At 59.3% G+C, this 13,272-nt stretch carries 12 protein-coding genes; 4 read left to right on the plus strand and 8 right to left on the minus strand.

Going from position 1 to position 13,272, the window contains the following annotated elements; genetic code table 11:
* The first annotated feature begins 61 nt into the window (after nt 1-61).
* Both AC1DCJ_RS04560 and AC1DCJ_RS04565 read left to right on the plus strand, forming a co-directional pair.
* On the plus strand, nt 62-1,711 hold the full coding sequence (locus AC1DCJ_RS04560) for a hypothetical protein (RefSeq protein WP_478070227.1): 1,650 nt from the start codon (nt 62-64) through the stop codon (nt 1,709-1,711).
* A 99-nt stretch (nt 1,712-1,810) separates the two neighbouring features.
* Nucleotides 1,811-2,623 (plus strand): DUF6216 family protein, encoded by an 813-nt coding sequence (locus tag AC1DCJ_RS04565; RefSeq protein ID WP_478070228.1) that lies wholly within the window; start codon nt 1,811-1,813, stop codon nt 2,621-2,623.
* Between the two features lie 181 nt (nt 2,624-2,804).
* Here AC1DCJ_RS04565 and AC1DCJ_RS04570 read toward each other — a convergent pair whose 3' ends face one another.
* The 7 genes from AC1DCJ_RS04570 to AC1DCJ_RS04600 form a co-directional block, all read right to left on the minus strand.
* Nucleotides 2,805-3,950, minus strand: coding sequence for a YncE family protein (locus AC1DCJ_RS04570; protein WP_478070229.1), 1,146 nt, complete (start codon nt 3,948-3,950; stop codon nt 2,805-2,807).
* 147 nt (nt 3,951-4,097) lie between these two features.
* Nucleotides 4,098-4,427: a hypothetical protein gene (locus AC1DCJ_RS04575; RefSeq protein WP_478070230.1), complete on the minus strand. Its 330-nt coding sequence runs from the start codon at nt 4,425-4,427 to the stop codon at nt 4,098-4,100.
* Between the two features lie 230 nt (nt 4,428-4,657).
* On the minus strand, nt 4,658-5,341 hold the full coding sequence (locus AC1DCJ_RS04580) for a GAD-like domain-containing protein (RefSeq protein WP_478070231.1): 684 nt from the start codon (nt 5,339-5,341) through the stop codon (nt 4,658-4,660).
* On the minus strand, nt 5,338-7,191 hold the full coding sequence (locus tag AC1DCJ_RS04585; protein WP_478070232.1) for a PAAR domain-containing protein: 1,854 nt from the start codon (nt 7,189-7,191) through the stop codon (nt 5,338-5,340). The genes AC1DCJ_RS04580 and AC1DCJ_RS04585 overlap by 4 nt, the downstream gene beginning before the upstream one ends.
* Nucleotides 7,192-7,427: 236 nt before the next feature.
* Nucleotides 7,428-8,075 carry a DUF6988 family protein gene (locus AC1DCJ_RS04590; protein ID WP_478070233.1) on the minus strand — a complete coding sequence of 216 codons (648 nt, stop codon included), beginning with the start codon at nt 8,073-8,075 and terminating at the stop codon, nt 7,428-7,430.
* A 224-nt stretch (nt 8,076-8,299) separates the two neighbouring features.
* Nucleotides 8,300-8,632, minus strand: coding sequence for a hypothetical protein (locus AC1DCJ_RS04595; protein ID WP_478070234.1), 333 nt, complete (start codon nt 8,630-8,632; stop codon nt 8,300-8,302).
* A 201-nt stretch (nt 8,633-8,833) separates the two neighbouring features.
* The gene (locus AC1DCJ_RS04600) at nt 8,834-9,133 is read right to left on the minus strand and encodes a SymE family type I addiction module toxin (protein ID WP_038690824.1); all 300 of its coding nucleotides are present in this window, start codon (nt 9,131-9,133) and stop codon (nt 8,834-8,836) included.
* A gap of 333 nt (nt 9,134-9,466) precedes the next feature.
* Between AC1DCJ_RS04600 and AC1DCJ_RS04605 the strand changes: the two genes are divergently transcribed.
* Together AC1DCJ_RS04605 and AC1DCJ_RS04610 are read left to right on the plus strand one after the other, a co-directional pair.
* Complete coding sequence (locus tag AC1DCJ_RS04605; RefSeq protein WP_478070235.1) at nt 9,467-9,682, plus strand: hypothetical protein; 216 nt, start codon at nt 9,467-9,469, stop codon at nt 9,680-9,682.
* Nucleotides 9,683-9,817: 135 nt separating this feature from the next.
* Complete coding sequence (locus tag AC1DCJ_RS04610) at nt 9,818-10,747, plus strand: HNH endonuclease (protein WP_478070236.1); 930 nt, start codon at nt 9,818-9,820, stop codon at nt 10,745-10,747.
* Nucleotides 10,748-11,289: 542 nt separating this feature from the next.
* On the opposite strand, the gene AC1DCJ_RS04615 is transcribed toward AC1DCJ_RS04610, so the two are convergent.
* Entirely contained in the window at nt 11,290-13,230 is a 1,941-nt protein-coding gene (locus tag AC1DCJ_RS04615; RefSeq protein WP_478070237.1) for an NACHT domain-containing protein, read from the minus strand.
* Nucleotides 13,231-13,272: the final 42 nt, after the last annotated feature.

Consider the following 13,272-nt stretch of genomic DNA (forward strand, 5'->3'; position numbering starts at 1 on the left):
AGAAGCTGACGTGCAGGCCGCTAAGTCCGATGACGCAGACCCTTTTTGACCAGGAGCAGTAATGAGCACGGAATACGCAACGCCGAACGGCGCAGTCACGGTCAACCCGATGCGGTTGCCCAACACGTTGCATCTCATCCTGGGCGGCGTCTGCTTCGTGCTGGCCGGTGCCCTGTTGCTGGGCATCACCAATGCCGACGCCGTGCGCAGCATGGGCGTGGGCGCGTTTGGTCGGCTCAGCATCGGCGTGCTGATCCTGCTGATGGGCGGCCTGCACGTGGGCATGGCCATGCGCTATTTCCGTTTCACCCTGCGCGAGGGCGAAGCCGGCGAGATCGCCTTCCCCGCCACGGCTGGAAACCGCAACAACCACCTGCTGAACACCATCAATGACGGCATCGTCAACCGCGAGCGGCCCAGCGATGCGCTGTTGAGCATGCTCTACGGGCTGGTGCCGCAGCTGAGCCAGGCGCCCACCATCCTGCGCCGGCACGCGGAAATCCAGTTGCAGCGCGCCGTGTATCTGGTCGGCCTGCTGGCCAGCTTCGGTCTGGCCTGGATCTTTGCCCAGCCAGCTGCATTTACGTGGATGGCTGCGTTCTACTTCGCGCTGGCGGTAGTGGTACTGAAGCCGTTCGCCACCCTGGCCGCCATCCGCAAGGGCGCAATGGAGCCGGACACCTCCAAGCCGCTGCCCAAGCCGCGCTGGGGTGCCATGGTGAGCCTGCTGCTGGTCTCCATCGCCGGCCCACTGGCCATCACCTTGTCGCCGCTGCAGGTACCGGCGCCCCCGTTTGCCACTGCGACCGTGGTGCTGCCCACCATCGCCGTGCTCGGCAGCGCGTTGATTGCCAGCGCGCTGTTCATCGTGGCGTTGATCGCGCAGACCAAGCATTACACCTCCTCCGGGGCGCGCCATGTCGTTCGTGAAGATGTGGCCATGCATGATCTCACCCGTGGCCTGCTGGACCGCTGGATAGACCGGCTGCCCTGGCCACGCAAGGAGTACGCCAATGTGCATACCGTGCATGGCAACGAATACGAGGGCGTGCTCCTGTATGAAGCCGAGCCGGTGGCACGCGCCGATCAGAGCGCGGCCACGCTGCGCGGTGCGTTCGAAGCCGCGTGGGGATCCCCCACCCAGCGCCCGTTGCTGGGCCTTGGCCTGTTCGGTCTGCTACTCGGTGTGAGCGGGGTGGTGTTTGCCTTCCTGTACGCACGGAGCAGCGGCGCGGCGATGATCGGCCTGATTGCACTGGGCTTCGTGTCGTCGGCGCAGTTCGCACTGGCCTCCGCGCACAAGCTGTGGAACCGGGTGGATTTCACTTCCACCGTGTATCGCATGCACTACAAGGGCACCTTCCACCGCGCCGAGCGCGTTGCTGGCAGCGTCGTGGGTGCCAACGGAACCCTGGCCGAACAGGCCATCCGCTTCGGTCCGCTGCGTGTGGCGGTGTGCGTGGCACAGCTGGAATCCGTGGCATTTTCGCGCGATGGTGCACGCCACATCACCGCCATCGACCTGCTGCCCGATGCCTGCCACCAGCAGTTTGCGCTGATGGAGGATTACATCGCCGATGCCCGCCAACGTGCCGGCGCGTTCTACAACGAAGAACACCAGGTGCGTGAAGTGCTGACCAAGGGCATGCGGCCGCCGGCATTGCCTGAAGGTGCTCCGGGGCAAGACGGCCAGGTGGTGAATGTGGTGTAACAGATCTGGTAGACGTGCGAATTGAAGAAGCGCGGCGATACTCCGTTGACGACATGTTCTCATGCGGAGTTACCAACCCCATGGAATGGAGCTTCCTGAATGCAATGGATTACATCGCTTTCGAATAGCGTAGCGATTACGACCGCACTAGGTGCGGCAGTCGCGATCCTTGTCGTTTACTGGCGGGCGGGAACGATTCAACCACTGTACGTCCGGCTACTCAGGCTGTTCATTGGCAAAAGCGAAGTTGAAGATCCTATCGTTCGCCAGAGTCTTGCCGATCACGCGGCACTGGTCAGCTTCCAGGTGACGTACGGCGTTCGTCCCGAGACCCTACGAGACGCCAGAAGGTTGATAGCTTTCGCCGAAAGAAGGAACATCCCACTTCACCTGATAGGGAGCGCAGGCGAGGCTTTTTGCATCGACTCGTTGACCATCGTGCAGAAGAAGGTTCCGAGAAGGATCGCCGTGGCCGTCCCTGCTGCGCTTACCCTGATGGCTTGGGTATTGATGTGTCTGTCCGTCATTGTTGCCGCCAGTGGTAGCGCACTCGTAACGATCAAGAAGACCGATACGCTCATCTTCCTCTCGGTGGCCGAAGCCCGCATCGCTTTCACAACGGCGCCATCGGAGCGCAAGAGGATCTCGGCCAGCTCCTGCGAGCGGGATGCAGAGGCGTTGTCGATTCCGACTGTGTTTCATCGCGATGATCTCGCAATACTGTGCAGTATATGGAGGGACCCGTCGCTGAAGGACTTTCTCGCCAAGCAGCTGCGGGAACAGCGAACGATCGCATTGGTCGCTGCATCGATCTTCTCGGCGCTGATTCTGCTTTTTCTTGGATGGATCAAGCGATTGGGCGCAGCGATACGACTGAATGCTCGGTTGAGTTCAACGACAGAGCGCACCTGAACGGGCTACGGAGACTCGGAAGCGCAGTTCGAAGCACCGACCGAACCGTTGGGTTGCCTTGCAGAGTCGCCATAAATCGGAGACCTTGCTTGGCGCGGACCTCCAGCAGGATAGGCCGGCCTACGCTGGCAGAAAGCTGCGATGCCCACCCGCGCCTGCGGATGGGCACCGCATCAACGCATCAGTCCAGCTGGATCCGCGCCACCGACTCCGGGCTGCCCTTGGCCTCGTTGTCGCCGTTCTTGACGGTCACGTACAGCACGTTCTTCTTCGCATCCAGCGCCAGGCTGTTCGGGTGCGTGGGCACCGAATAGGTCTTGAGCGGCTTGTACGTATCGCTGTTGTACGACGTCACCGTGCCCGCTTCGCGGTTGGTGACGTACAGCCGCTTGCGCTTGGCATCCAGCAGGATGCCCAGCGGGCCGGCGTCGGTGGGGATGCTGGCCAGTTCCTTGCCGGTGGTGCGATCCAGCACCAGCACGCGCTGGCCCGGGTGGGTGGAGGCGAAGCCCGAGCTGCTGGCCTGGTACTTGCGGATCATCTCCGAGCCCTGGTCGGTGACGTACAGGCGCTTGCCCGACGGCTCCAGCGCGATGTTCATCGGCTGCTCGGCGCTCACCTTGAAGCGCTGCTCCACCTTGCCGCTGTCGGTGCCCACGGTGACCACTTCGGCCAGCAGGTTGGAGGTGTACACGCGCTTGGCCTTGGCATCCAGCGCCAGGCCCGGTGCCTTGGCGTTGCCCAGGCCCGGAATGGTGTTGACCACCTTCAGCGACTGCGTGTCCACCACGAACAGCACGCTGCCGTCGCCGGAGTGGCCGGTGACATACAGGCGGTTGGCCGCGCCATCCACCACCAGCTCGCGCAGGTCATGGGTGTAGGCGGCCTTGCCGTCCTTGCCCACCTTCTTTTCCATCAGCTGCACGATGCCCACCACCTTGTGGGTGTTGGTATCCACCACGGTGACCGAGGTGTCCACCGTGTTGCCGATGTACAGGCGGTGGTTGGCGTCGTCCAGCACCAGGCCGAAGGCTTTGCGCTCCAGCGGGATCTGCGCTTCAACGTCGAGGGTGTTGGGGTCCAGCAGCAACAGCTGCGCCGGGCCGGCGGCATCGCCGAAGCCACCGGACGAGGCCACGTACACCACGTCTACCGTGGGGCTGTAGGCCAGCTCATACAGGCCTTGGGCAACGGGCTTGCGCAGCACGGCGGCTGCGGTTTCGGCAGCCGGGGTGGCCTTGCCCACGGCGAACGCCGACGGGGTGCCAAGGGACAGGGTGACGGCGAGGGCCAGCGCGGCCGAACGGAGAAGGGAACGAGGGTACATGCGAGCGTCCTTGAATGGGCACGGGAGGGTGTCCTGGCTCGCTGGGCCGTACGTGTGACGGCCGGTCCCGCATGTGTGCGTGGGCTGGCTGGCTGGAATGCCGGGGAATGGTAGCAGGGTGTGGGGGTGGGTGCTTGGCGGCGGCAATCAGTCGAAGGGGAATGGGCCAAAGGCAATGGGTTCGGCTTTGCGCAATCGCAACATGCGTGCTGCCAGCTCCGGGCCTATGGCCGCGGCGGCTTCGGCGGGCGTGCCCAGTTGGTATTCGCCGTCGGGAGCCATGTCCAGATGCCTCGCCAGCAACTCGTAGTAGAGTCGTTCGGTAATGGCCTCGATCGAGCAACCCGACGCGACGAAGGCGACCAAGCCTTCCTCCTCGGGTGTGCCGCGCTCCCGTTCCCAGCGGCTACGGCGCAGGGTGTAGGCCACTTCGCCGTACCAGTACTTTCCTTCGAAATTTTCGTCCTCGTCTTGCATGGCTTCGAGCTCAGGAAGGCGTTGGTGGATGGGGCGTTGTCTTCGTCGGGCTCGTCAGGCTGGAACAGCACCTGCACCATCTGTATCGGGCCCACGGTGACCTCGGCTATGCGCGCGGCCCTCGTCGTCCAGGTGGTCAGTGCGGATGCTGTCGTGGGGCAGCGAGCGCAAGGTGGCGATGGTGATTGTTCCGGCGCCAGGGCCAAGAAAAGTCGCACTGGTCCCGAAAGCTACTTCCAAACACCTCGATCTTTTGCTTCCTTCACGATATCCATCATGATCTCCCGCTCTCCAAGATGCGCAAGCAACGTAAGGTGCTCAGCGGCTTTGACCTTTTGTATGTGGTCCAGGCGGCAGGGCCCGCCCAATGCCAATGCCGGAACGAAGCCATACATCTCATCGTCGTGAAGCGGCCCAAGCAGTTTCATCGCCCGTTCGAAGAGTGGCTGGTCATCCTCGTCTGTCTCATCAAGATCAACCTTGTCCATCCGCTCGATCCACATGGACACAAGAAAATCAGCCTTGCCTTCTTTCATCCATTTGGACTTATCGCTGGGGAAGAGCATCCCCCACATTGGCAGGATACTCAGACTTGGACCGGTTCTCGTGCCCCACACATCAAGCCGCCCAAAGGCGCTGCGGCCGATGACAAAGTAATCGTCGATACCTTCAAAAGGCGTGCCCTGGATCCAGGTGGAAAGGGCGATTTCATACTCTGCAGGATCGACAAGCCAGAACCTTCCGTCTCCAAACCCAGCAAAACCGAAGAGCTGCCAGTACGCCAAGAGCCGGGCAGGCAGCTTGCTGCGGTACCGGGCAAGGTGCTCGGGAGTTACCGCGCCTCCTGGTACTGCAGGTCCAAATGCCTTCTTGTCGTAGAAGTACGCAAAGCTCTCATCTAGCACGGGTTTCATTTGCAGCGCTCCAAGCCACTATTGATTTTGGTGGTACTGCGCTCGCCCTCAGGAATTTGGGCCGCAGCCACATCAAGTATCTCTATTCGTGTTGGCACGCCAGATTTGTCCCTGTTCCACTGCCTTCCAATCGTCTGGTTGACCTCACCATCTCCGAAATCTGCAATGACATCCTTGCCACCTGCGATCAGATCAGGGTTATGTAGCGCATTCATGGTTTCCATCGTTGACGCGACATGCTCCTTAGCAGCTTTCTCCGCGTCTTCTATGGAGTAGCCATCAGCTCTCAGCACATCGTACGTTTCAGCATAGGTTTCTGCACGGAACCGCTTCTTGGCAGCTTCGGCTACCTTCTTGCTGCGGTTCTTCGGGTCGAATGCCTCGCGAGCCTTGATGTACTCCTCCACGCTCATATCATTGAGCCCGGCCTCCTGCCCTTTCAACTGTCTATCCATTTCAGGGAACTTGGAGGGAGGCAGTTGGTGCGTATTGAAACACGGCAACTTCTTCCGCGGCATCCGCTTCGGCAGCCGCTTGGTCTCGATCTTCCTGCCACCATCCGGCGTGCGGTTGCCATCGGCCTGACGCCGCTTGCGCGTCTTCAGCACCTTGGCCAGGCCCTTGAACGCGTCCTCCACCTCTTCCATCAGGTGCAGCAGCTTCTTGCCCACGCGGGCGGCCGTGTTGCCCGCCTTGGCCGCAGCATAGCCAAAGCCGCCGGCGCCGCCCAACTCCACGGTGACGGCCGCCAGCAATATGGACACCACCACGTCCACCATGATCTGTGAGCTGAAGCGGGCCTCGATGCGCTCCTGTTCGTCGGGCGGTACTGCCTCCCACCAGGCCACGCCGAAGGACGGCAGCATCTCGGTGATGCCGGGGTCCTCGATCAGCAGGTTGAACAGCTCCTTGGCCTCGCTGGCGGCGTCCATGACCTTGCCGCCGGTGGCGCGCAGGGCGGCGATCTTGCGGTCCAGGCCGTCGCGGTCGCCGGTGAGCAGCAGGCGGGTCCACTCCTTCAGTTCGCGGTCGGCCTTGTACATGAGCACGGCCATGTCCACCGCTGTTTCCACGGTGCCGGCCACGTAGTCCCACGTGCCCTGCCCCATGCCCAACGCCTGGTTGCCGCGCTGCAGGCCCCAGCGCATGGCGTTGCCGGCCTTGTCCCACTGCTGCCACTCCGGGGCCATGTCGGTGCGGGTTTGGGCGACGATGGCGTCCAAGGCCGCCTTCAGCCGCGCGCGTGCGGCCAGGATGGGGTCGTTGTCTTCGTCGGGCTCGTCAGGCTGGAACAGCACCTGCACCATCTGTACCGGGCCAACGGTGACCTCGGGTATACGCGCGCGGCCCTCGTCGTCCAGGTGGCCGGTGCGGATGCTGTCGTCGGGCAGCATCACCTTGTAGGCCACGCCGCGTACAGGGGTGCGGTCGAGGTCGCCGTAGTGGTAGTGCAGCAGGATGTCCTGCTTGACCGGCGCGCTTGCGGGCGCCTTGGCGGTGGTGCCCTGGGCGACGAAACCGGCGGCGGCCCCCGCGGGGCTTGCAGCGGCTGCCCCCCCACCCTTGGCCGCGCCACCACCGCCCGACTCCACCGACACCGTGCTCTGCTTCACCGCCAGCACCTTGCACCCGCACGCCAGCGCGTCGCCATGCCTGGCCAGCGCCTGGCCGTCCACGATGAACGTGGGATCGCCGGTGACGATGGGGAACGCACCTTTGTGCTTCGGGCAGAAGGCCTTGTCGCCTACACGAGCGACAGCCATGCCGTTGATGTCGGTGAAAGGCGAGCCCGTGAGGACTGTGCCACCACTGCTGGTGCTATCGCCTACGACAATTGCAATGCGCCCCACGCCGGGTCCTTGGCTTTTGATGTGGGGAGCAGGCTAGCAATGCGTTGCCGGGGGACTGGTGACGGCTGTCACGTACCGTCCGTGTTGGTGCTCACGCTTTTCGTACTATCGGAGAATTCCTACCTTCGAAGAGGGAGTCTCGGAAGGCGGAAAGTCGGCTGTCGATCTTGCGGAAATCAGGCCGTCGGCAGGTGGCCAAACCTGCGCCCGCCACATAACGGTCAAACGCTGCACAACTAACCTTGGGCTTGGGACGAAGAACTCTCCCCGGTCTTGATGGGGAGGCAATCACCGTAGGCATCATTCAGAGGAAGCAGCAGCCGTTGCAGCTTTGGCACGCCAGTGAGCGCCGCAAGCTGCATCACCGCCAGTATGGACAGGCCATTGCTTTGCTTGAGAATGGATATGGCAAGCTCAGCAGGAAACCCTTCTCGTGTCCTGTGCATGGCATGGACCCCACCGTGAACGTAGGAGTTCATGGCCTTCCATCCGCTGGCTTTCAACTCCTCAAGCAACTCCAGCGGGTGCGCTACAACGGGCACCTGACGCAGCTGGCGCATCATGTCGGTCGCCATGGGAAGGCGCGCCTCCGACGTCATCCCCTCCATCGCCGTGGTCATGATGAATTCCACCTGCTCGTCAGTCGCGCAGTGGAGCAACCAAAGTGAGCGCGTTAGCGCTTCGAACTGGCAACGCAGCATCGCGGGAGCTGACGTGCCAAAGCGACCTTCCAGGAGCGAGCGCAACGCAACGCCATGGTCAATCGCCAACTGGCAGGCGTCTGCACTGGCCACGGTGCGCTGCGAGTCGTTGTAGAGAGGATGGTTGATCAGCTCAAGAGCGTTCTGCAGCAGCAGGGATGATCGACGGAACAGCTGGTCCATAGCTTGTCTTCCTTATTCGGTACTGGGCGCAGGCAGCAGTTTTCGATTAGGGCTCGCAGGGTGGCTAGAGCCTTAACGGCTCCATCTCCGGCGGAGCATGCAGGGGCCAGGCGTGCTCCGTCCAGCCTTACCCCGCTCTGGTCCCACTGAATGGGCAGAGCTGGGCTTCCATCATCAGCGCTCACCTTTGATGAAAGCCTAGCTCTTCCCCACAGCGCCGCCCCTCACCCCACCCCAAACGGCGAACACCGCCACCCAAGCTGCCGGGCGACCATCGCCTCCAGATCCCGGTCGCCGCTTTCAAAGCACGGCGCCGCCTCCGGCTCACACGCCACCGCCCTAGCCCCCTCCAGGGCCACCGCGCCTGCCGCCCGCTCAACCGGGTCGAAGGCCCCGGCCTCTGCGTCGGCATCCACACACGATTGCCGCACCACATACTCCCGCATCAACCGCTGGAGCACCTGTGCGGCGGGGCGGTGTTCGCGCGCCGCCGCGTACTGAAAGCTGGCGCGCAGGCCAGCGGCCATTTCCAACTGCATGAAGACACTCTTGCTCATGCGTTCCTCCCACTGCTGGGTTATGAAACAGGTTGTACATCCACACTGCACCAAGCGTGCAGTGACGTGCTGGCGTTTGCGCCTGCCACAGCGCAGCGCTGCCGAAACGGGGCAGGCACTGCGGCTGTGCGGCCAGGCCGCCCGCAAGGGCTGGCGGGCACTGACCGTGCAGCGGCCCACCCGGCAGGTGGGCGCGGGCGCTCAGCCGGTGCGGCGCTGCAACTTGCGGGGGATCTTCTTGACCACCGGCACGGGCCGCTCCACCACCGTAAGGGTGATGCTGCCGTGCGTGGCCTCCACCTTCAGGCGGGCGCCTACGTCGAAGCCGAGCTTGTCCAGCCAGCGGCCGCGCAGCTTGAGGTAGGGAACAATCTCGGTGGGACCGCACTCTTCGCGGTCCGGGTACGTCAGCGCGCCTACGCGGTAGCTGCGTGCGGGGCGGGCGTAAGGTTTGCGCTTGGGGCGCGCGTCATCGGGTTCGTCTTCCCACGGCGTCAACATGTTGGACCTCCTGCAGGGCTTGCCTTTGCCGGGATGGCAAGGGCGTCGGGAGGTTAGAAACCGTCTAGTAGCAACCGGCGGGCGTATTTCCACGAGGGTGTTGTATTAGCCACCCTCCCGACAAATAGACGTCCAACATTCTGCTACTAGAAGAGTTTCTACGCTCCGATGAACACCATGCGCGCTGGTGCGGAGGATGGGAAATCGCTTGTTCCTGTTGATCTGGCGGGGGTTGGTTTGCGGCGTCTACGGTGCGACGCAACTGGCCCGGTTCAGTCGCAGGCCTTGGGACTGGGCGGCGGCATCCTCTCCGGCCTATCGGGAGGACCACAGATGACCAGGATTGACGGGGATTGGCTTGAGGCATTCGACGAGGCCATGTTGGGCTTCTTCGCTATCGACCATGCGGATGCGGGCATGGATCAGTGCCTGTTGGAGTGCTACTCGGACTTGCCGGCCAAGGAGGCTGCGTTGGCGTTTGGGGAGGACTATGAGCTCTGTCGAGTGGATACGTTCTGGCCGCCGTCGAGGCTGGTTTTGAACAGTTGATAGACAGGCTACCTATTAGGGGCTCCTGGCATCGGCCGGGAGCGGGATCATTCACGGGCCAAAGGTGCCCTATCACTTGGGCATGTTTGATTGGGGTAGCATATTTCGCATTCCCTATCGATATGCGAGTCCTGAGTGAATCTGCCTTTCCAAGTTGGAGCTCTATACAACCGCCAGGCGCAGATCCACGCCCTACTTGGTGGTCAGCAGCAGGGCGGCATCTCTACGCCAAAAGACAACCCAGTCATCATTGCATTCACCGGGGAGGCGGGGGTCTCACACGGCTACCGCGACTTCTGGGATGACGATGAGATCTTTCACTACTTCGGTGAAGGTCAAAGCGGCGACATGCGCTACATCGGTGGAAACCGGGCTATTGAACAGCACATTAGCGATGGAAAGAAGCTGATGCTTTTCCAGATGATGGGCAAGGGGCGCCCCTATCGTTATCTGGGGGAGTTCGTACGACTCTCTTCCTACATCCAGCCCAATACCCCCGATACGAGAGGTGATCTCCGGGATGCGATCGTTTTCCGGCTGAAGTCTGTGGAGACCAGCGAGGGATTTGGCATGTTTGAGGACGAAAGAGTCCTCGCTCATGCGGAAGCGACCGCCGTAGCGCCGGAAACAGCTACGAATAGGCTGGTAGAAGTTAGAACCAAGCAGAGACTATTCCGCGAGCGCTTAGTCGGCTTTGAGAAGGGCTGTCGTCTTACCGGAATTGAAGACCTTCGCTTCCTACGCGCTAGCCACATCAAGCCATGGGCAAGTAGCCAGGACAATGAACGTGTGGACGGACAGAATGGGCTATTGCTAACCCCCCATGCGGATCTACTTTTTGACCAGGGCTGGATAAGCTTTGAAAGCAACGGAAAGCTGCTCGTTGCCTGCAACCTGCCGGCTGAGGTACAGGCGGGGTTAGGGCTGGCCCTGAAGCGAGGACACAGGTATGGTGCATTTTCACAGCGGCAGCAGGATTACCTGGCCTTCCATAGAGACGTCATCTTCGGGGCCAGGGCCCAGATCAATAGAGCTATTCCAGAGAGCTTTACGAACGCCGGTTGATTGCTCATTGACCTTGCATGAAGCGAGCAATGAGCCCGAATAGTGAAGGGGGAGGGTTCGTCTCCCATAGGTGCATAGGCGCTGAGCAGGATGCAAGCGACTCATCCTTCCAAGCTACTACCATGCTGGCTCTTGATGACTAAAATCGGCATTTCAATCGGCGTAAGAGTCAGGTTTTTGGTTCGACTCCGCATAAATTTTTCATCCACTAGAATCCAATTCGAGTAGCCATCAACACTGTACTACTAAACAGCGGCGGCTATCGAAATCAATAGAAATTTTTCCTTGCGGGGTGCAATACGTAGGCAGATTTGGCGTGATCGAAAAGTCGCCAGAAACATTAGGATCACTTTGGCCCGGGTGCGCTGCGCTGTCACCGCAGCGAGCCTGCGCAGAGCAGCGTGAGCCCAAGCTGATGCAACCTTCAACCATTGGCCAATGTTGCTCACTCGACTTAGATAGGGCAAGTGTTAATGCCTATCCTTGATCAAAATCGCAATTCATCGCCAGCCATTACTTTAGACTGGCAATGAGGGCGACGCTTAGAAGATTTCACTTCTCGCTTTCATTGAGTTCTGGACACGCTTCGATATATCCGCCCTGTCAATACGAAGCCTTTCAACGTCGAATATCTTGAAGTCATTTCCTCTCATCGATGAAATAACGGCGGAAATCTCCTCTTCAATTGCCGCCCATGAGTTACCAGATCGCTTAGAGAACGCACCCTTGAGGCCAGCGAGAACGTCCCGCCGCTCGTCCTTCGTTGATTCATATTTCACTCTAAGCTCGTGAATCGACTTGGATCCCACCGCACCAAGCATGATAGGAACTGAAAGCGCAACGGCGGCGGCGTTCTCCATTACGCAAAAGCCGCTATCCTCGTCGCTCTGGACTATTAGTCGCGGCATAAAATCGTCAATTTTATAGCGATCTCTTATTACCGCATCTAAATCATCAGCCATCCAAAAATCAAACGGCATACCAAGTTCATTAATGAACTCATAGCACATCATCAACTCAAGAGCGTCCTCTCTTAGATCACCTTTAATCCAATTTGGAAGACGACTGGAAAGATACCCGTGCCTTTCCAGAAGGAGATCTATTGCGGGCAGTGTCACAGACTCAGCGAAGAGGATGGGATCAGCCTCATGCGCAAGCACCAGAAGATTATGGTTGGATAATCCATTTTTCCCAAAAGCACTGCTGCGGAGCGCATCACTTTTTGAACGAGAATAGTCCCTTAATAAGAACTCACACAAAAAATAGTCTAGAAGCGATTTGTGAGCCCATCGAATTTTTGAACCGTCCCTCTGAAAGATCGGAACTGCATTTAGCAAATCCGCAAGGAGGTCTTCTGCCCTGAAGGATAAATCTGGACAAAGCGAGGTGGATATTGATCGAGCCATATCAATGAACTCGTCCGTACTGACTTCGATTTGACCTTTCTGGCGAAACAACTTTGCTAGCGCCCGCACTGCCCTATGAAAATCATCATGATGAAGACCCGTCCTTTTCTCGCGAACATACCCCGTTTCTTTACTCAGATCATGAGCTTCATATAGTGCATCGAACACCTGCCTATAAAAGACACCACGTTTAACAGGAACGACGGATTTGAACTCAAATGCTCTGAAGAGCAATGAAGTTAACAGCGGATTCTTGAGAAAACTACTTACCGATTCATCATGTCGAGCGCGCAATTCCTCCAGCAATGCTCTTGCTCGATCTTCGATTCCATAAGCTTCTCCGTAATTCTTAATGAGCTTCGAAGCCTGGGCCTTTGTCAGCTCTTGAATTTTGTAGAGCGAGAAGTCGGCATACTCGCCAAATGGGAGCTCCGGTCGACTAGTCATCAAGAACTTTGCATTTGCCGCGCGATCTATGAAAGATCGGACCCCCCTGGCCACGGCAACTTTACTCTTATCGGATATTTCATCGAAGCCGTCCAGAATGAAAAGAAGCGACTGCCCTCTCAAGAATTCCTTGAGATAGTCAAAGTTTGAATCACTTATTCCAAACTGAATCATAATTGACTCTTCCACACCGATCTGCTCTGTCAAACGCCTTAGATCGATCAACAATGGAAGGTACTTTCGCTCTTCAAGAGATCTGAGAAAAATCACTTTAGATATTGTCGACTTCCCCATTCCCGCGACGTCGATGAGGAGCGCCTTTCTATTCTTCTCAAACAGTCCAACCGGAAACGAGTCGACTGCAATACTCCCCTTCCCCCTTGCTCCCACAATAGTAAGCGGCACGTAGATAGACTCTATTGAAACTGAGTCACGTGGAAAAGCTACGGTTGTTACCTTGCTGTATCTATCCACTAGAACTTGGGTTTGCTTGATCAAGGCGTGTGACACCTCTCTCCACGCACGCTGCTCTGTAGAGGCTCCTTTGCGGCGGTCGATCCATTCTTTAAGAAGAGGAGAAAGCCACGCAGTCGCAGCCTTTCCGACCAACACCATTGTTTCCGCAGCCATGTTCCCTCGCAATAGTTAATTTACTTCCTGAAATTCACATCT

It is taken from the genome of Stenotrophomonas sp. 10N36 (assembly GCF_056395005.1).

Bases quoted from the DNA above. Each gene is read 5' to 3' on its own strand.
- AC1DCJ_RS04565 (WP_478070228.1), top strand. From the start codon at position 1,811: ATGCAATGGATTACATCGCTTTCGAATAGCGTAGCGATTACGACCGCA.
- AC1DCJ_RS04600 (WP_038690824.1), bottom strand. From the start codon at position 9,133: ATGTTGACGCCGTGGGAAGACGAACCCGATGACGCGCGCCCCAAGCGC.
- AC1DCJ_RS04595 (WP_478070234.1), bottom strand. From the start codon at position 8,632: ATGAGCAAGAGTGTCTTCATGCAGTTGGAAATGGCCGCTGGCCTGCGC.
- AC1DCJ_RS04580 (WP_478070231.1), bottom strand. From the start codon at position 5,341: ATGAAACCCGTGCTAGATGAGAGCTTTGCGTACTTCTACGACAAGAAG.
- AC1DCJ_RS04575 (WP_478070230.1), bottom strand. From the start codon at position 4,427: ATGCAAGACGAGGACGAAAATTTCGAAGGAAAGTACTGGTACGGCGAA.
- AC1DCJ_RS04615 (WP_478070237.1), bottom strand. From the start codon at position 13,230: ATGGCTGCGGAAACAATGGTGTTGGTCGGAAAGGCTGCGACTGCGTGG.
- AC1DCJ_RS04590 (WP_478070233.1), bottom strand. From the start codon at position 8,075: ATGGACCAGCTGTTCCGTCGATCATCCCTGCTGCTGCAGAACGCTCTT.
- AC1DCJ_RS04605 (WP_478070235.1), top strand. From the start codon at position 9,467: ATGACCAGGATTGACGGGGATTGGCTTGAGGCATTCGACGAGGCCATG.
- AC1DCJ_RS04570 (WP_478070229.1), bottom strand. From the start codon at position 3,950: ATGTACCCTCGTTCCCTTCTCCGTTCGGCCGCGCTGGCCCTCGCCGTC.
- AC1DCJ_RS04560 (WP_478070227.1), top strand. From the start codon at position 62: ATGAGCACGGAATACGCAACGCCGAACGGCGCAGTCACGGTCAACCCG.